This window comes from Mycobacterium sp. NGS63 (assembly GCF_059812295.1).
This window is the reverse complement of the sequence record NZ_JCALCJ010000012.1, coordinates 119,936-136,538: the sequence shown is the minus strand read 5'-3', so window position 1 is coordinate 136,538 and position 16,603 is coordinate 119,936. Positions and strand designations below refer to the sequence as shown.

General features: G+C 68.5%; 14 protein-coding genes. 10 read left to right on the top strand and 4 right to left on the bottom strand.

Going from position 1 to position 16,603, the window contains the following annotated elements:
* Positions 1-94: 94 nt before the first annotated feature.
* Entirely contained in the window at positions 95-574 is a 480-nt protein-coding gene (locus AC5Y4Z_RS25005) for a hypothetical protein (RefSeq protein WP_499967657.1), read from the bottom strand.
* 70 nt (positions 575-644) lie between these two features.
* Positions 645-1,316 carry an envelope biogenesis lipoprotein LpqN gene (gene lpqN / locus AC5Y4Z_RS25000; protein ID WP_499967655.1) on the bottom strand — a complete coding sequence of 224 codons (672 nt, stop codon included), beginning with the start codon at positions 1,314-1,316 and terminating at the stop codon, positions 645-647.
* Positions 1,317-1,481: 165 nt separating this feature from the next.
* Here lpqN and AC5Y4Z_RS24995 point away from each other — a divergent pair, with 165 nt between their 5' ends.
* Complete coding sequence (locus AC5Y4Z_RS24995; protein WP_499967654.1) at positions 1,482-4,127, top strand: GH92 family glycosyl hydrolase; 2,646 nt, start codon at positions 1,482-1,484, stop codon at positions 4,125-4,127.
* Between the two features lie 3 nt (positions 4,128-4,130).
* On the opposite strand, the gene AC5Y4Z_RS24990 is transcribed toward AC5Y4Z_RS24995, so the two are convergent.
* Positions 4,131-6,515 (bottom strand): lysylphosphatidylglycerol synthase domain-containing protein, encoded by a 2,385-nt coding sequence (locus AC5Y4Z_RS24990; protein WP_499967652.1) that lies wholly within the window; start codon positions 6,513-6,515, stop codon positions 4,131-4,133.
* 131 nt (positions 6,516-6,646) lie between these two features.
* Between AC5Y4Z_RS24990 and AC5Y4Z_RS24985 the strand changes: the two genes are divergently transcribed.
* Together AC5Y4Z_RS24985 and AC5Y4Z_RS24980 are read left to right on the top strand one after the other, a co-directional pair.
* Positions 6,647-7,588 carry a class I SAM-dependent methyltransferase gene (locus AC5Y4Z_RS24985; RefSeq protein WP_499967650.1) on the top strand — a complete coding sequence of 314 codons (942 nt, stop codon included), beginning with the start codon at positions 6,647-6,649 and terminating at the stop codon, positions 7,586-7,588.
* Positions 7,589-7,590: 2 nt separating this feature from the next.
* Positions 7,591-8,532: a class I SAM-dependent methyltransferase gene (locus tag AC5Y4Z_RS24980; protein ID WP_499967648.1), complete on the top strand. Its 942-nt coding sequence runs from the start codon at positions 7,591-7,593 to the stop codon at positions 8,530-8,532.
* 13 nt (positions 8,533-8,545) lie between these two features.
* On the opposite strand, the gene AC5Y4Z_RS24975 is transcribed toward AC5Y4Z_RS24980, so the two are convergent.
* Positions 8,546-8,827, bottom strand: coding sequence for a type II toxin-antitoxin system RelE/ParE family toxin (locus AC5Y4Z_RS24975; RefSeq protein ID WP_499967668.1), 282 nt, complete (start codon positions 8,825-8,827; stop codon positions 8,546-8,548).
* Positions 8,828-8,902: 75 nt separating this feature from the next.
* On the opposite strand from AC5Y4Z_RS24975, the gene AC5Y4Z_RS24970 reads away from it, so the two are divergent.
* The 7 genes from AC5Y4Z_RS24970 to AC5Y4Z_RS24940 are packed head-to-tail and all read left to right on the top strand — an operon-like array spanning position 8,903 to position 16,570.
* Complete coding sequence (locus tag AC5Y4Z_RS24970; protein WP_499967646.1) at positions 8,903-9,622, top strand: FadR/GntR family transcriptional regulator; 720 nt, start codon at positions 8,903-8,905, stop codon at positions 9,620-9,622.
* Positions 9,619-10,416, top strand: coding sequence for an MlaE family ABC transporter permease (locus tag AC5Y4Z_RS24965; RefSeq protein WP_499967644.1), 798 nt, complete (start codon positions 9,619-9,621; stop codon positions 10,414-10,416). Before AC5Y4Z_RS24970 ends, AC5Y4Z_RS24965 begins: the two co-directional genes overlap by 4 nt.
* Position 10,417: 1 nt before the next feature.
* Positions 10,418-11,287: an ABC transporter permease gene (locus AC5Y4Z_RS24960; protein WP_499967642.1), complete on the top strand. Its 870-nt coding sequence runs from the start codon at positions 10,418-10,420 to the stop codon at positions 11,285-11,287.
* 6 nt (positions 11,288-11,293) lie between these two features.
* Positions 11,294-12,511 (top strand): MCE family protein, encoded by a 1,218-nt coding sequence (locus tag AC5Y4Z_RS24955; protein ID WP_499967640.1) that lies wholly within the window; start codon positions 11,294-11,296, stop codon positions 12,509-12,511.
* A complete protein-coding gene (locus tag AC5Y4Z_RS24950; protein ID WP_499967638.1) occupies positions 12,508-13,539 on the top strand; it encodes a virulence factor Mce family protein in 1,032 nt (343 codons plus the stop codon). The genes AC5Y4Z_RS24955 and AC5Y4Z_RS24950 overlap by 4 nt, the downstream gene beginning before the upstream one ends.
* Positions 13,536-15,071 carry a virulence factor Mce family protein gene (locus tag AC5Y4Z_RS24945; RefSeq protein WP_499967637.1) on the top strand — a complete coding sequence of 512 codons (1,536 nt, stop codon included), beginning with the start codon at positions 13,536-13,538 and terminating at the stop codon, positions 15,069-15,071. Before AC5Y4Z_RS24950 ends, AC5Y4Z_RS24945 begins: the two co-directional genes overlap by 4 nt.
* Positions 15,068-16,570 (top strand): virulence factor Mce family protein, encoded by a 1,503-nt coding sequence (locus AC5Y4Z_RS24940; RefSeq protein WP_499967635.1) that lies wholly within the window; start codon positions 15,068-15,070, stop codon positions 16,568-16,570. The genes AC5Y4Z_RS24945 and AC5Y4Z_RS24940 overlap by 4 nt, the downstream gene beginning before the upstream one ends.
* Positions 16,571-16,603 lie beyond the last annotated feature (33 nt).

Sequence of the window (16,603 nt, the reverse complement as noted above, 5' to 3'; positions counted from 1 at the left end):
ACCTCGGCTTCGATTGTGAAGTGCGGGTGGGAAATCCGCCGGAATTCCGCCCTGCGCTCACAATCGAAGCCCTGCGTTCACACCCAACCGGCGCCTAGGCGCCCGGCGACAACCGGACCGCCGCCAGGTGCAGCCGGTCGACCGCCTCGGCGAACTCGTCGCGGGTCGGTATCCGCGAGTCGCGGAACTTCAGCCCGATCATGCGCTGCGCGCGCTGCACCCCGTAGGACTCCGCGCATCGGTGGAACAGGTCGGACACCACGGCGCGGTCACGGATGAGCTCGCCACGCATCGCCGTCACCGTGCCGTCGTAAACCACCTGGGCCGGAGCGCCGTTGCGGAAGTTTTGCTTCCATGGGGCGCCGGTCAGCGCATAGAGCTGCCCGTCGATCACGTGGGCGCTCACCGGAATCGAGTACGCCTTCCCGGACTTGCGCCCGGTGAACCGCAACACCATCAGCTGCTTGCGTGCGGGGCCGGCAAGCGGAGTGCGCAGCAGGAAACCGAGCACGGGGTTGACCAGGCGCAGTAGTGCGGACGGGGGGTGCCCGACGTCTATCGCATGCTCTGCCATGCCAATCACCGTACGGCCGACGGGCGCCGCGGCATAGCGATTCCCCGCGGCGCCCGAAGGCCGTCGCCGGTCAGGGGGTGATGGTGGTCTGGTCGTCGATGATGTTGGTGGCGTCCAGCAACGGGCCCTCATCGCTTTGCAGCGCGTCGGCGTTGAGCTGGAGCACGAACACCGCGCCCTGGCTGGGGATCACCACCGTCTTCTGCGCGACGGCCCGCGTCTTGCCGTCCTTCCGGTAGGTGCCCTTGAGCTGCCAGGCCGCGAATCCGTTGAGTGTGGACGCCCGGCCGTTGCCGGTGCCCTGATAGCCGGGCAGGCCCAACAACTCATTGGGCGCGTACTGAATGATCTTGTCCGGGTCGACATCTCCGGTCAGTTTCGAGTAGAGCGCAGAGATGGTCGGCGGGTCGGCGGGAGTCGCCGGCTGCGCCAAGACGATGCCGCCGTACGAGGTGCCGGCGTCCTGGTTGATCCGCCAACCGGACGGCACCGGCAGGTCGACGTTGGGTGCGGGATCGCCGTGGTGGATCGGGGTCTCGGCGATGTGGTTGTCACGGACGTAGTCGGCGATCGTCGGGCCGACCTGCGCGGCCGGGGTCGAGCTGGTGGCCGCCGTCGTCGATGTGGAGGTCGACTTGGAGGTGGATGTCGATGTGGATGGCGACGACTTGTTGTCCGAGCCGCACGCCATAAGCGTCAGACTCAGCGCCACGGTAATGGTTGCTGCAGTCAAGTGTTTCATCGATCAAGTCTCCCGAAAATTGGGCCGGTACCAGCGCCAGCCACGCGGAATGAGACTAACCGAAGTCGGCGCAAAAAGTTGCTGGAGGAACTGGCGAACTCTCGGCTGACCTCAAGACGGCCAGAAATCCCTCGCGATGAGGCGGTCATGCAGTAAGAGACACCTATGCGGTCACGTGCCCGTTCCAGGGCCCTTGTCGCGGTGGTCGCCGCGTCGGCCGTCTTCATGGCGTTCGTCGCGGCGGCGCCGCGGTTCGCCTACGACGGTGAGCCGCAGTTCGTCGCCGATCCCGTCGACCACGTCGACACGCTGATCGGCACCGGGACGGGCGGTGAAACGGTGGGGGAGATCAACAACTTTCCCGGCGCTTCCGTGCCGTTCGGCATGGTGCAGTACTCACCGGACACCGTCGGCAACTACGCGGGCTACAACTACGACAACTCGCACTCGACCGGGTTCAGCATGACCCACGCCTCGGTGGGCTGCGCCGCGTTCGGCGACATCTCGATGCTGCCGACCACCACCGGGATCGGCGCGCAGCCGTGGAACGCCTGGGAACGCATCGCCCACGACGACACCGAGCAGGGCATGCCCGGCTACTACCGGGTGCGGTTCCCCCGAACCGGGGTGACCGCGGAGCTCAGCGCCACCACCCGCACCGGGGTCGGCCGGTTCCGGTATCCGCGCAACGGGCGCCCCGCCCTGTTCCATGTGCGTTCCGGCGCGTCGCTGGCGGGAAATTCGCGGGCGACCATCCAGATCGGTGAGGACAACACCACGATCACCGGTTGGGCGACCAGCGGCGGGTTTTGCGGAAAGAGGAACACCTACACGGTGTATTTCGCCATGAAGTTCAGCCAGCCGTTCACCTCCTACGGCACCTGGGACGGCTATGCCGTCTACCCCGGCGCACGCGGCGCGGCGTCGCCCTACAGCGGGGGATACGTCGAATTTCCGGCCGGCTCGGTGCTCGAGGTGCGCACGGCGATCTCCTATGTCGGTATCGACGGGGCGCGCGCGAACCTGGCCGCCGAGGGCGGGGGCAGCTTCGATGCCGTGCGCGCCGCCGCGCTATCCGAGTGGAACTCGACGCTGTCGTGCATCGCGGTGGCGGGCAGGAACGTCGGTGACATCGACACCTTTTACACCTCGCTGTACCGAACGCTGCTGAACCCCAACACCTTCAACGACGCCGACGGGCGCTACATCGGATTCGACGGCCTCATCCACACGGTGGAGCCCGGCCGCACCCAGTACGCGAACTTCTCCGACTGGGACACCTATCGCGGCGTGGCGGCCCTGCAGGGGCTGCTCTTCCCCAAGCAAGCGGGCGACATGGCCCAATCGCTCGTCAACGACGCCGAACAGAGCGGGTCGTTTCCCCGTTGGGCGCTGGCGAATTCGGCGACCGGGGAGATGAGCGGAGACAACGTGGTGCCGCTCATCGCGAATCTCTATGCCTACGGCGCCACGGACTTCGACGCCCGCAAGGCGTTGCGCTACATGGTCAACGCGGCGACGCAAGGCGGTGTCGGCCTGGGCGGCTACGTGGAACGGCCGGGCATCGCCACTTACCTGGCACTGGGCTACGCGCCGCACACGCTGGAATTCGGCAACGACGGCTGGATCCCCGATGCGTCGATCACGCTCGAATGGTCGGTGGACGACTTCGCGATATCCCGATTCGCCGAAGCGCTGGGCGACACGGCGACCGCGGCCGAATTCCAGGTCCGATCGCAGTATTGGCAGAATCTGTTCAACCCCAGCACCCGGTACATCTCGCCCCGCGGCGCGATGGGCTTCTTTCGCGACGGCCCCGGATTCTTCGACAACCCGTCGACTTTCGGGCAGGACGGATACGAGGAGGGCAACGCCGAGCAGTACGTGTGGTGGGTGCCGCACAACGTCGCGGGCCTGGTGACCGCCCTTGGCGGCCGCACCGCGGTGGCCGAGCGGCTCGACCGGTTCACCCAGCAGCTCAACGTGGGCCCCAACGAGCCCTACCTGTGGGCCGGTAACGAGCCGGGCTTCGGGGTGCCCTGGCTGTACAACTACATCGGTCAACCGTGGAAGACCCAGCTCACGGTCGACCGGGTGCGCGGGCTGTTCGGCCCGGCGCCCGACGGTGAGCCGGGCAACGACGACCTCGGCGCGCTGTCCAGCTGGTACGTGTGGGCGGCGCTGGGCCTGTATCCGAGCACGCCGGGCACGCCGATCCTCTCGGTGAGCACGCCGCTGTTCGATCGGGCCGTAATCGCCCTTCCGCAAGGGAAATTCCTGCGAACCTTCGCCGCCGGCGCGTCGGGACCACACCACCTCAAGTACATCAGCGGCCTGGCCGTCGACGGCCGGGATACCGATCGGACCTGGCTCCCGGAGTCGACCGTCCGCACCGGCGGCGAGCTCCGGTTCGCCCTCGCCGCCTACCCGGACAAGACCTGGGGAACCGCCGAGTCCGCCGCGCCGCCGTCGTTCGGTGCGGGAAGTTCGGCGTTGACCGTCAACATCTCCCGTCCCGTCGTCACGATCGCGCCCGGGCACACCGCAACCGTGAAACTTCAGGCGCAACGGATGATCGACGGCGTCGGCGGCTACCGCATCACCGGAACATCCACCGACGGCGGCATCAGCGCGGCGTCGGCGTCCGGGCAGTTCGGCGCCGACGGGTCGGCAACCACCGACATCGCGATCACGGTGGCGCAGTCGGCGCCCGAGGGGTACTACGTGGTGTTCCTGACCACCGCGGCCGGCGAAAGCGTCAGGAAGTCAATCGTTTTTGTCGATGCTCAGCGCGCGCCGGACGAACCCTGACCCTCAGATCATCTCGTTGGCCGTCAGCCACCGCATCACCGGCCAGCCGGCGAAGACGGGGAGCCAGCAGGTGAGCACGCGATACAGCAGCACCGACGGCACGCCGGTGGCGGCGGGGATGCCGAAGGCGGCCAGACCACCGATCAGCGCCGCCTCGACGGCGCCGACACCGCCGGGCGTCGGGGCCGCCGAGGCCAGGGTCCCGCCGACCATCGTCACCACGGTGCACGTGACGAATGTCGCGCCGCCGCCGAAAGCTTCGACGCTGGCCCACAGCGCCAGCGCGGCGCCGAGAGTCGTTCCGGCACAACCGAGTACTATCAGGCCCAGCCGCCTCGGTTCGCGGGCGAGCTCGACCAGGTCGCCGGCCACCTCCTTGAGCCTCGGGCGCACGTCGGTGGCCAGCCAGCGCCGCAGCTGCGGCACGAACAGAAACGTGCCGACGATGCCCAGCGCCACACCCGCGATCAGGTACAGCACGGTGGCGTTCGGGACGTAGTGCGACAGGTCCATCGACGCGCCGGCCACCGTGCTGAACAGGATCAGCAATGCCAAGTGGGCGATCACCTGCACCGACTGCTGTATCGCCACGGCCGCGGTCGCCCGCAGCGCCGGCATTCCCGCCTTTTGCAGGTAACGGGTGCTGAGCGCGAGGCCACCGACACCGGCCGGGGTGGTGGTGGCGGCAAAGGTGTTGGCCACCTGGGCGATTGACAGCTTCCAGAAGTTGACCGACCGGTCGGCACAGGCCCACAGCGCCGCCGCCGCCCCGACATAGGTGAGTGCGGACACGGCGAGGCCCAGCAGCGCCCACCACCAATTCGCGGTCCTCAACTGGGTGAAGAACGTCGGCACGGTGCTGATGAACGGGTACGCGACGTAGACCAGCGCGACGAGCAGGACCAGTTGGATGACCTGCCTGCGGGTGAACCGGGTGATCGTTTCGGTTTTGATCTGATCGGCACCGGTTTGCCGCTTGACCTCGGCGCGCGCGCCGGAGATCACCGCGCCGGCGTCGTCGATCGATCGCCGGACCTGTTTCGGCACAGCGGTTTTCGTGAGGCGACGCGACGCGGTGAGAACGGTGTCTTGGCCGAAGGCGTCGATGGCCGCGCCGACCGCGGACTTGGCATCGTACAGCGCCGACGTGGTGACCAGAAGCTGGGCGATGTCGGATTGGAGTTGCGTCTCGGTGGCCCCGTACTCGGCGCTGCCGAACCCGCCGAACTTCACCGTGCCGTCGTCGACGGTGATCTCGCTGGCGCGCAGATCACCGTGGGAGATCTGGTGGTCGTTGAGGGTACGCAGCGAAACCCATGCCCGGTCGACCGGGGTGGTCTTCGCGCATTGTTCGATCGGGGTCCCGCGAATGGGCCTGTGCGCGTACAACATCCATCCCCGGTCGAGGCTGGCGACCGCGACGGTCGACGTGTTGGCCAGGCCGACGTCGCCGATGGCGATGGCCATCAGCGCGCGATGCTCGACGGCGCGGCGCATCGACGTGACCAGGGGCGCGGTCTCCCTGGCCCGCAGTCGGAGCTTGCGCCACAGCTGCAGCAGCGCGCCGCCGCTGCGCTGGTGCGGGCCGTACAGCTCGATGAGGGCCGAGCCGGCGTCCCGGTCGGCGCCCCCGCAGGCGGCGGAGAGGACGAGCGGCCCGCGGGCGGCGGGCCGCACCACGCGGAGCTCGGAGACCATGCATCCGCGTTTGGCCAGCGCGCGCACCGTCCCGTCCAGCGGTACCTCGAGGGCGGGGGTGCCGACGACCAGGACGACGAGCGCGCCCACGAACCATCCGACCGCCAGGCCGAGCAGGGAACGGGCCGGGACGATCGCGCTGACGAACAGGTGGATCGGCACGAAGGCCAGCAGCAGCGCCCACCACCAGTGCCGCCAGCGCGCGGGCAGCCAGGGACCCGACACGGTCAGGACGGCGGCGAGCAGTGCGATCCAGCGGGGGTCGTCCAGGATCTGGGCCAGCACGGTTTGCGGGCGGTCCGTGAGGTCGAAATGCCAGCGCGGTGCCGAGATGCCGTTGCCGCCGATCGAGAGCGCCAGGATAGCGATGACGCCCGCGGCCGCGTAGGCGCCGAGCATCTTCCATTGCCGGGCGGCGATCAGGCCGATGAGGATCGCGAAGGGCAGCGCCAGGATGGCGATGCCGTACACCAGGTAGACGAGGTCGGACTGGGTTGGCGTCAGCACCCCGACGATCTCCGAGATGGATCGCTCCAGCGCCACCCACTGCGGGCGGGTGATCAGCGAACCGGCGATCACGATCGCGAAGAACACCGCCGACGCCGCCAGCCGCAGGATGTCGTTGGTCCGCCGGGTCAACGGTTGCAGCAGGTCGCCCGAAACGCTGACGTCGCGCCCGTCAACCCGCATGACCCAGATCCTTTGCTGAGGCGTTCGCTTCATCGTTGTCCGCCGACAACATAACCGGATACCCCCGGGCAGGGCGCGTACGGTCGACTGAGTAATACGTAGTTGTGCTAGCCGAATCGGAGGGCGCGAGCGTGGCGAGGACGGACGACGACACCTGGGAGATCACCGAGAGCGTGGGCGCGACGGCGCTGGGCGTGGCGGCGGCCCGGGCCGCGGAAACCGAGAGCGAAAACCCGCTGATCAGCGACCCGTTCGCGCGGGTGTTTCTCGACGCCGCGGGCGAGGGCATGTGGAGCTGGTTCGCGGCCCCCAACCTGCCCGCCGAGATCGTCGAGGCCGAACCCGACCTGCTGCCGCGGATGCGGGGGATGGTCGATTACATGGCCGCGCGCACGTCGTTCTTCGACCAGTTCTTCCTGGATGCGGCCCGCGCCGGGGCGACCCAGGCGGTGATTTTGGCGGCCGGCCTGGACTCGCGGGCGTGGCGGCTGCCCTGGCCCGACGGCACGACGGTGTACGAACTCGACCAGCCGCGGGTGCTGGAATTCAAGTCCGCGACGTTGCGGGAAAACGGCGCCCGGCCGACGTGCCACCTGGTGCCCGTCCCGGTCGATCTGCGCCACGACTGGCCGGCGGCGTTGCGGCAGGCCGGTTTTGACGACTCGGCACCCAGCGCGTGGTCGGTCGAGGGCTTGCTGCCGTTCTTGCCGGCGGCGGCGCACGAGTTGCTGTTCGAGCGCGTTCACGCCCTCGGCGCCGCCGGGAGCCGGATCGCGGTGGAGGCGCCCGGCCCCGACTTCCTCGACGAGGCCGCCGTCGCGAGGCGGCGCGCGAACATGCACCGGATCCGCGACCTGATGGCCAAGCTGCAGCCCGACCGCGACCTCCCCGAGGTCCAGGACCTTTGGTACTTCGAGGAGCGCGAGGACGTCGGCGACTGGTTGCGCCGGCACGGCTGGGATGTGACGGTGACGCCCGCGGAGGAGCTGATGGCCAGCTATGGCCGCAGACCGCCGCAAGACATCGAAGACGCCGCCCCGACGACACTTTTCGTGGCCGGCGGGAAGGAGTGACCGTGGCCCGTACCGACAACGACACGTGGGAGATCACCGAAAGCGTGGGGGCGACGGCGTTGGGCGTGGCCTCGGCCCGTGCCGCCGAGACCCGCAGCGACAACCCGTTGATCGAGGACCCGTTCGCGCAGGTTTTCCTGGACGCCGTGGGGGACGGCGTGTGGAACTGGCACTCCGCGACCCCGCTGCCGCCGGAGATCGTCGAGGCCGAACCCCATCTGCCGCTGCAGATGCAGTCGATGGTCGGCTACATGGCCTCGCGGACAGCATTTTTCGACCAGTTCTTCCTCGACGCCACCCGTGCCGGGATTCGCCAGGTGGTGATCCTGGCCGCGGGGCTGGATGCGCGGGCGTGGCGGCTGGCGTGGCCCGACGGCATCACGGTCTACGAGCTCGACCAACCCAAGGTGCTGGAGTTCAAGCTGTCGACGCTCGAAGAGCACGGCGCCGAGCCCGCGTGCCACCGGGTCGCCGTGCCGGTGGACCTGCGCCTGGACTGGCCGGAGTCGTTGCGGCAGGCCGGTTTTGACGTCAACGCACCCAGCGCCTGGTCGGCCGAGGGGCTGATGCCGTATCTGCCCGCCGCGGCCCAGGAGTTGCTGTTCGCCCGGGTGCAGGAGCTCACCGTGGCGGGCAGCCGGGTCGCCGTCGAGGCGCTGGGACCGAAGTTTCTCGACGAGCAGGCGCGCGCCAAGCGGCGCGAGCGGATGGATCGGATCCGCGCCCTGGTGGCCAAGGTCGAGCCCGGCCGGGAGATTCCCCGCACCGATGAGCTGTGGTACTTCGAGGAACGCGAGGACGTCGGCGACTGGTTTCGCCGGCGCGGCTGGGACGTGACGGTGACGCCGACCGACGAGCTGATGGCCGGCTACGGCCGCAAGGCCCCGCGCGAGGTCGAGGACCAGATTCCGGGGAATCTGTTCGTCGTTGCACAGCGCACGTAGCCGCGCTGAGGGGTCAGAGGTGGCGGTCGACGTCCATGCGTTGGTGGAGGACGCGCACGACGTCGACTACCCCTTCGGGCGTCACCCGGTAGAACAGCGTGTGTGACCCGGCGGCGAGTTTTCGGTAGCCGGCGCGGATCTCGTCACAGGACGGGCCGATTCGCGGATTGGTCGCGGCTCGCTCGATCGCGTGTTGGAGTCCACGGAGGTACTGCTCCGCCTGGTCGGCCCCCCAACGATCCTGCGTGTAGTCCCAGATCTGTTCCAAATCCGCCCGGGCGGCGGGCGAGAGAATGTATCGGCTGCAAAGATTCGCGACACGCCGGTGGTCTGACCACTTGACTCACGTCACAGCAGCCACACTGGCCACATGGCGGTGCAGCCGGTACGCCGCTCGGTGCCCGAGAAGGTCTTCGAGCAGATCGCCACCGACGTCCTCAGCGGGCAGATGCGGCCCGGTGAGGCGCTGCCCAGCGAGCGCCGGCTGGCCGAGGCCTTCGGCGCGTCCCGGCCGGCCGTCCGCGAGGGGATCAAGCGGCTGTCGGCGGCCAGCCTGGTCGAGGTGCGCCACGGCGGCGTCACCACCGTGCGCGATTTCCGCCGCAGTGCCGGCCTGGACCTGCTGCCCCGGTTGCTGTTTCGCGACGGCGACCTCGATCCCGCCGTCTTCCGCAGCATCCTCGAGACCCGGCTGCGGATCGGCCCGAAGGTCGCCGAGCTGGCGGCCGAACGGCGGGAGCCGGGGCTGACCGCATCGCTCGACGCTTCCCTGCGCGCCCTCGAGGCCGACGACGACCCGGTCGAGTGGCATCGCGACACGCTCGCGTTCTGGGACCACGTGGTCGACGGCACAGGGTCGATCGTGTTCCGGTTGATGTACAACGCTTTTCGCGCCGCCTATGAGCCGGCGCTGATCGCCGTGGGCGCCGCGATGACCGCCGACGCCAAGCGCACCGACGCATACCGGAAGTTGGCGGGGGCGATTTGTGCGGGCGACCCCGTGGGGGCGAAGCAAGCCGCCCACGACGTGCTGGAACTCGCCAACATGACCCTGATCGCCGCGCTCGATCGCCGGGAGGGCCCGCGATGAGCAGCCCCGCCGTGATCACCACCTACCTCCGCGGTCAGATCCAGCCCGGGATCGACGCGATCGGCGGCTTCTTTCGCACCTGCGTGCTGGCCGGCAAGGCGTTGTTTCGGCGGCCCTTTCACTGGCGGGAGACGATCGAGCAGGGCTGGTTCATCACGAGCGTCTCCCTGCTGCCGACGCTGGCGGTCGCGATCCCGCTGACCGTGCTGATCATCTTCACGCTCAACATCCTGCTCGCGGAGTTCGGCGCCGCCGACATCTCCGGCGCGGGCGCGGCATTGGGAGCGGTCACCCAGCTGGGCCCGCTGACCACCGTGCTGGTGATCGCCGGCGCCGGATCGACGGCGATCTGCGCCGACCTGGGCGCCCGCACCATCCGCGAGGAGATCGACGCGCTGGAGGTGCTCGGCATCGACCCGATCCACCGACTGGTGGTGCCCCGCGTCGTCGCCGCGACCATCGTCGCCACGCTGCTCAACGGCGCGGTGATCACCATCGGCCTGGTCGGCGGGTTCGTGTTCGGCGTTTTCATCCAACACATTTCGGCCGGCGCCTATGTCGGCACGCTCACCCTGGTCACCGGATTGCCCGAGGTGGTCATCTCGGTGGTCAAGTCGGCCTCGTTCGGCACGATCGCGGGCCTGGTCGGCTGTTATCGCGGCCTGACCACCAAGGGCGGCCCGAAGGGCGTCGGCATCGCCGTCAACGAGACGCTGGTGTTGTGCGTGATCGCGCTGTTCGCCGTCAACGTGGTGCTGACCACGATCGGCGTGCGATTCGGGACGGGGCGCTGACATGTCGACCGGTACCGTACTGCGCGCCCGCTACCCGCGCACGGCCGCCGGTCTCGATCGCTACGGCGGCGGCGCGGCCCGAAGGCTATGGCAGGTGGGGCTTTTCGCCAGGTTCACCCGCATCGGCATCGGCGAGGTCGGGTGGGCGCTGCGCCGGTACCGCAGGGAGACGCTGCGGCTCATCGCCGAGATCGGCATGGGCACCGGTGCGATGGCCGTCGTGGGCGGGACGGTCGCGATCATCGGGTTCGTCACGCTGTCCGGTGGATCGCTCATCGCCATCCAGGGCTTCGCGTCGCTGGGCAACATCGGCGTCGAGGCGTTCACCGGATTCTTTGCCGCACTGGCCAACACACGCGTCGCCGCGCCCATCGTCGCCGGCGTCACGCTGGCCGCCACCGTCGGCGCCGGCGCCACCGCCCAGTTGGGCGCCATGCGGATCAGCGAGGAGATCGACGCGCTGGAAGTCATGGGCATCAAATCGATCTCGTTTCTGGTGTCCACCCGCATCCTGGGCGGGCTGGCGGTGATCGTGCCGCTGTACGCGCTGGCGCTCGACATGGCGTTCACCTCCGGCCAGGTCGTCACCACAGTGTTCTACGGCCAGTCGAACGGCACCTACGAGCACTACTTCCGCACCTTTCTGCGCCCCGAGGACGTGGGCTGGTCGGTGGTGGAGGTCGTCGTCATCGCGGTGGTGGTGATGATCACGCACTGCTACTACGGCTACACCGCCAGCGGCGGGCCGGTCGGCGTCGGCCAGGCCGTCGGCCGGTCGATGCGATTCTCGCTGGTCTCGGTGGTGGTGGTCGTCCTGTTGGCCCAGTTGGCGCTCTACGGCGTCGACCCGAACTTCAACCTCACGGTGTAGGCGGCCATGACGACGCCCCCGGTGACGCGAAACGACCGACGCGCGTGGGTCTACGTCGAGGGCGTGGTCCTGTTGTTGGTGTGCGGCCTGGTTCTGACGCTGGTGTACCGGCAGTTTCGGGGTGACTTCACGCCCAAGACGCAGCTGACGATGGTGGCGTCGCGGGCGGGCCTGGTGATGGAGCCGGGTTCGAAAGTCACCTACAACGGCGTGGAGATCGGCCGGGTGGCCGCCATCTCGGAGCTGGAGCGTGACGGCCGGCCGGCGGCCAAGCTGATGTTGGATGTCAATCCGCGCTACGTCCAACTGATTCCGGCCAATGTGGTGGCCAACATCGAGGCGGCCACCCTGTTCGGCAACAAGTATGTGTCGCTGACGTCGCCGGAAAATCCGGCAGCGCGGCGGATCTCGCCGCGCGACGTGATCGACGTGCGGTCGGTGACCACCGAATTCAACACGCTGTTCGAGACGGTCACCTCGCTGGCCGAGAAGGTCGATCCGATCGAGCTGAACGCGACGTTGTCCGCGCTGGCGCAGGCGCTGGACGGGCTGGGGGGCAAGTTCGGAAAGTCGCTCGTCAACGCGAACGAGATTCTGGCGCAGCTGAACCCGCGGATGCCCCAGATCCGCTACGACGTGCGACGGTTGGCGGACCTGGCCGACGTCTACAGCAAGGCGTCGCCGGATTTGTGGGACTTTCTGCGCAACGCGCTGACCACCGCGCGCACCCTGACCCGGCAACAGGGCGACCTGGACGCCGCGCTGCTGGCCGCGGTGGGCGTGGGCCGCACCGGCGAGGACCTCTTCACCCGGGCCGGTCCCTACTTGTCGCGCGGGGCCGCCGACCTGGTGCCCACCGCCGAACTGCTCGACACCTACAGCCCCGAGCTGTTCTGCATGATCCGCAACTTCAACGAAGCAGCGCCCAAGGTCGCCAATGCCGTTGGCGGCAACGGCTATTCGCTCGCGGGTGCCGGGACGGTGGCGGGATCGCCCAACCCGTATGTCTATCCGGACAACCTGCCGCGGGTGAACGCCCGCGGCGGTCCCGGTGGCCGGCCGGGTTGCTGGCAGACCATTACCCGCGAACTGTGGCCCGCGCCGTACCTGGTGATGGACACCGGCGCCAGCCTCGCGCCGTACAACCACCTGGAGCTCGGTCAGCCGATGTTCACCGAATACGTCTGGGGTCGCCAATACGGGGAGAACACGATCAACCCATGAAAACCACTGGCACTGCAGTCAAACTCGGCATCTTCTGGTCGGTGCTCCTGCTGTTCACCGTGATGATCGTGGTCGTGTTCGGTCAGGTGCGGTTCGACCGCACCACCGGGTATTCGGCGATGTTCGCCGACGTGAGCGGGCTGCGGGCCGGGCAGTTCGTCCGGGCGGCGGGGGTGGAGGTCGGCAAGGTCGCCAAGGTGACGTTGATCGACGGCGACAGGCGGGTGGTGGTGGACTTCGACGTCGATCGCTCGCTGTCGCTGGATGCGGCGACGACGGCGTCCATCCGCTACCTCAACCTGATCGGCGACCGCTACCTGGAGCTCAAGCGCGGCAACAGCGGTCGGCGGCTGCCCCCGGGCGGCACGATCCCGCTCGAACACACCCAGCCGGCGCTGGATCTCGACGCGCTGATCGGGGGATTCCGCCCGCTCTTCAAGGCGCTGGACCCCAACAAGGTCAACAGCATCGCGCAGTCGATCATCACGGTGTTCCAGGGGCAAGGCGCCACCATCAACGACATCCTCGACCAGACGGCCTCGCTGACCACCACGCTGGCCGGCCGCGACCAGGCGATCGGTGAGGTCATCACCAACCTGAACACGGTGCTGGCCACCGCGGTCAAGCATCAAAAGGAGTTCGACCGCACCGTCGACAACCTGGAGCTGTTGATCACCGGGCTGAAGAACCGGGCCGATCCGCTGGCCGCGGCGGTGGCACACCTCAGCAACGCCGCGGGAACCCTGGCCGACCTGCTGGCCGAGGACCGGCCACTGTTGCGCGGCACCGTCGGATACCTCGAGGGCGTCCAGCAACCGCTCATCGACGAGCTGCCATCCCTGGACGGCGTGCTGGCCAAGCTGCCCGAGGCCTACCGCATCATCGGTCGCGCGGGCGGCACCTACGGCGACTTCTTCAACTTCTACCTGTGCGATCTTTCGTTGAAAGTCAACGGATTACAGCCGGGCGGACCCGTGCGCACCATCAGGCTCTTCCAGCAGCCCACCGGGAGGTGCACGCCGCAATGAGAAGCCTGACCGAATTCAACCGCGGCCGCGTCGGGGTGATGGGCGCGGTGGTCACCGCGCTCGTCGTCGGGGTCGGCCAGAGCTTCACCAGCGTGCCGATGCTGTTCGCGACGCCCACCTACTACGCGCAATTCGCCGACACGGGCGGCATCAGCCCGGGCGACAAGGTGGAGATCTCCGGGGTGAACGTCGGGCTGGTGCGCTCGCTGGAGATCCGCGGCGACAAGGTCCTGGTCGGCTTCTCGTTGCCCGGCAGGACGATCGGGGTGCGTAGCCGCGCGGCGATCCGCACCGACACCATCCTGGGCCGCAAGAACATGGCGATCGAACCGCGGGGCTCGGAGCCGTTGCAGCCCAATAGCATTCTGCCGTCCGGACAGAACACGACGCCATATCAGATCTACGACGCCTTCGTCGATGTCACGAAGGCCGCGACGGACTGGAAAATCGACGTCGTCAAACGCTCGCTGAGCGTCTTGTCGGAGACGTTCGACCAGACGGCACCGCATCTGAGTGCGGCCCTCGACGGCGTCGCGAAGTTCTCGGATACCGTCGGCAAGCGCGACGAGCAGATCAAGCAACTGCTCGCCAATGCCGGCAAGATCTCCCGCGTGCTCGGCGACCGCAGCCAACAGTTCAATGGACTGCTGGTCAACGCCAAGACCCTGCTGACCGCGTTCCGGGAACGCAGCCAGGCGTTGAGCATTCTGCTGAGCAACGTGTCGGCGGTCTCGACGCACGTGTCCGGGCTGATCCAGGAGAACCCCAATTTCCACCACGTGCTGCAGGAGTTGAGCACGGTCAGCGACGAGCTGGTCAAGCGCAAGAAGGAACTGGCCGACGTGCTGGTGCTGCTCAGCAGGTACACCGCGTCACTGGCGGAGGCGGTCGGTTCCGGGCCGTACTTCAAGGCGATCGTGGCGAATCTGGTTCCGTACCAGATCCTTCAGCCGTGGGTGGACGCGGCGTTCAAGAAGCGCGGCATCGATCCGGAGAATTTCTGGCGCAGCGCCGGTCTGCCCGAATTCCGCTGGCCCGACCCCAACGGCACCCGGTTCCCCAACGGCGCGCCGCCGCCGGCGCCGCCGATCCTGGAGGGCACGCCGGATCATCCGGGGCCGGCCGTCCCGCCGGGGTCGCCGTGCTCGTACACGCCGGCCGCCGACGGCCCGCCGCGACCCGGAAATCCGTTGCCGTGCGCGCTTTCCGACCAAGGCCCGTTCGGCGCGGTCCCGGGTGGCTTCCCGGCGCCGCTGGACGTACAGACCTCGCCGCCGAACCCGGATGGGCTGCCGCCCGCCCCCGGCGTACCGAGCGGGGGCCGGCCCGGTGCTGCGGTGCCCGACGCCCCCGGCACCCAGGTGCCCCTGCCGGCGCACGCGCCCCCGGGCGCACGGACCGAACTGCCGGGGCCGGCCGCCGGCGGGCCTCCGCCACCGGGACCGCCCGCGGGCCAGGCGCCCCCGGGTCCGGGCCCGCAGCTGCCCGCACCGTTCGTCACGCCCGGCGGCACGGGAGGTAGCAGCCAATGAGCACCATCTTCGACATCCACAACCTGCGGCTGCCGAAAGTGTCCGGCAAGGCAATGGTTCTCGCGGTCCTCGTGGCGGTTCTGGCCGTCCTGGCGGTCGTGGTCGGTGCGCAGCTCTACCGCAAACTGACCACCACCACCGTGGTCGCGTATTTCTCCGAGACACTGGCGCTGTACCCCGGCGACAAGGTTCAGATCATGGGGGTGCGCGTCGGTTCGATCGACAAGATCGAGCCGGCCGGCGACCAGATGCGAGTCACGTTGCACTACAACAACAAGTTCAAGGTGCCCGCCAACGCCACCGCGTCGGTCCTGAACCCCAGCCTGGTGGCGTCGCGCACCATCCAGCTGTCGCCGCCGTATGCCGGCGGTCCGGTGCTCAGGGACGGCGCGGTGATCCCTCTCGAGCGAACACAGGTGCCGGTCGAGTGGGATCAACTGCGCGACTCCATCAACGGGATCTTGCGGCAGCTCGGGCCCACCGAACAGCAGCCGAAGGGGCCGTTCGGCGACATCCTCGAATCGGCCGCCGACAACCTCGCCGGTAAGGGCAAGCGGCTCAACGACACCCTGAACAACCTGTCGCAGGCGCTGACAGCGCTGAACGAAGGCCGGGCGGACTTCGTCGCCATCACGCACAGCCTGGCGCAGTTCGTTACCGCGCTGTACCAGAACGATCAAGAGTTCGTCGCGCTCAACGGCGACCTGGCCGAGTTCACCGACTGGTTCGCCAAATCCGACCATGACGTGGCCGACACGGTCAAGCGGGTCGACGAGGTCGTCGCCGCCGCCCGAAAGTTCGTGGGTGACAACAGGTCCGTGCTTGCCCACGATGTCGACAACCTCTCGGACGTGACCACCACGCTCCTGCAGCCCGAGCCGCGCGACGGCCTGGAGACCGCACTGCACGTGCTACCCACCTATGCCAGCAACTTCAACAACCTCTACCACCCGCTGCAGGGCTCGCTGTCCGGGTTGTTCGCGTTCCCGAACTTCGCCAACCCGATGCAGTTCATCTGCAGTGCCATTCAGGCCGGCAGCCGGCTGGGCTATCAGGACTCGGCCGAACTGTGCGCGCAGTATCTGGCGCCGGTCCTGGACGCCATCAAGTTCAATTTCTTTCCCGCGGGCATCAACCTGTTCAGCTCGGCGGCCGCGCTGCCCAAGGAGGTGGCCTACTCCGAGGACCGGCTGCGCCCGCCGCCCGGCTACAAGGACACCACCGTCCCGGGGATCTTTTCGCGGGACACCCCGTTCTCGCACCGCAACTCCGAACCGGGCTGGATCGTCGCGCCCGGGATGCAGGGCGCGCAGGTTCAGCCGTTCACGGCCAACATGCTGACGCCGGAATCGCTGGCCGAGCTGATGGGCGGCCCCGATATCGCACCCCCGCCGGCGGGAACCACCATGCCCGGACCGCCGAACGCCTACGACGAACGCAATCCCCTTCCGCCGCCGTGGTATCCGCAGCCCGCGCCGCCGCCGGGGCCGGCGCAGTGAGGCGCGGCGTGAGCGCGGTGAGCGCGAACGACA

Bases quoted from the DNA above. Each gene is read 5' to 3' on its own strand.
- AC5Y4Z_RS24995 (WP_499967654.1), top strand. From the start codon at position 1,482: ATGCGGTCACGTGCCCGTTCCAGGGCCCTTGTCGCGGTGGTCGCCGCG.
- lpqN (WP_499967655.1), bottom strand. From the start codon at position 1,316: ATGAAACACTTGACTGCAGCAACCATTACCGTGGCGCTGAGTCTGACG.
- AC5Y4Z_RS24955 (WP_499967640.1), top strand. From the start codon at position 11,294: ATGACGACGCCCCCGGTGACGCGAAACGACCGACGCGCGTGGGTCTAC.
- AC5Y4Z_RS24965 (WP_499967644.1), top strand. From the start codon at position 9,619: ATGAGCAGCCCCGCCGTGATCACCACCTACCTCCGCGGTCAGATCCAG.
- AC5Y4Z_RS24940 (WP_499967635.1), top strand. From the start codon at position 15,068: ATGAGCACCATCTTCGACATCCACAACCTGCGGCTGCCGAAAGTGTCC.
- AC5Y4Z_RS25005 (WP_499967657.1), bottom strand. From the start codon at position 574: ATGGCAGAGCATGCGATAGACGTCGGGCACCCCCCGTCCGCACTACTG.
- AC5Y4Z_RS24990 (WP_499967652.1), bottom strand. From the start codon at position 6,515: ATGCGGGTTGACGGGCGCGACGTCAGCGTTTCGGGCGACCTGCTGCAA.
- AC5Y4Z_RS24945 (WP_499967637.1), top strand. From the start codon at position 13,536: ATGAGAAGCCTGACCGAATTCAACCGCGGCCGCGTCGGGGTGATGGGC.
- AC5Y4Z_RS24960 (WP_499967642.1), top strand. From the start codon at position 10,418: ATGTCGACCGGTACCGTACTGCGCGCCCGCTACCCGCGCACGGCCGCC.
- AC5Y4Z_RS24950 (WP_499967638.1), top strand. From the start codon at position 12,508: ATGAAAACCACTGGCACTGCAGTCAAACTCGGCATCTTCTGGTCGGTG.
- AC5Y4Z_RS24970 (WP_499967646.1), top strand. From the start codon at position 8,903: ATGGCGGTGCAGCCGGTACGCCGCTCGGTGCCCGAGAAGGTCTTCGAG.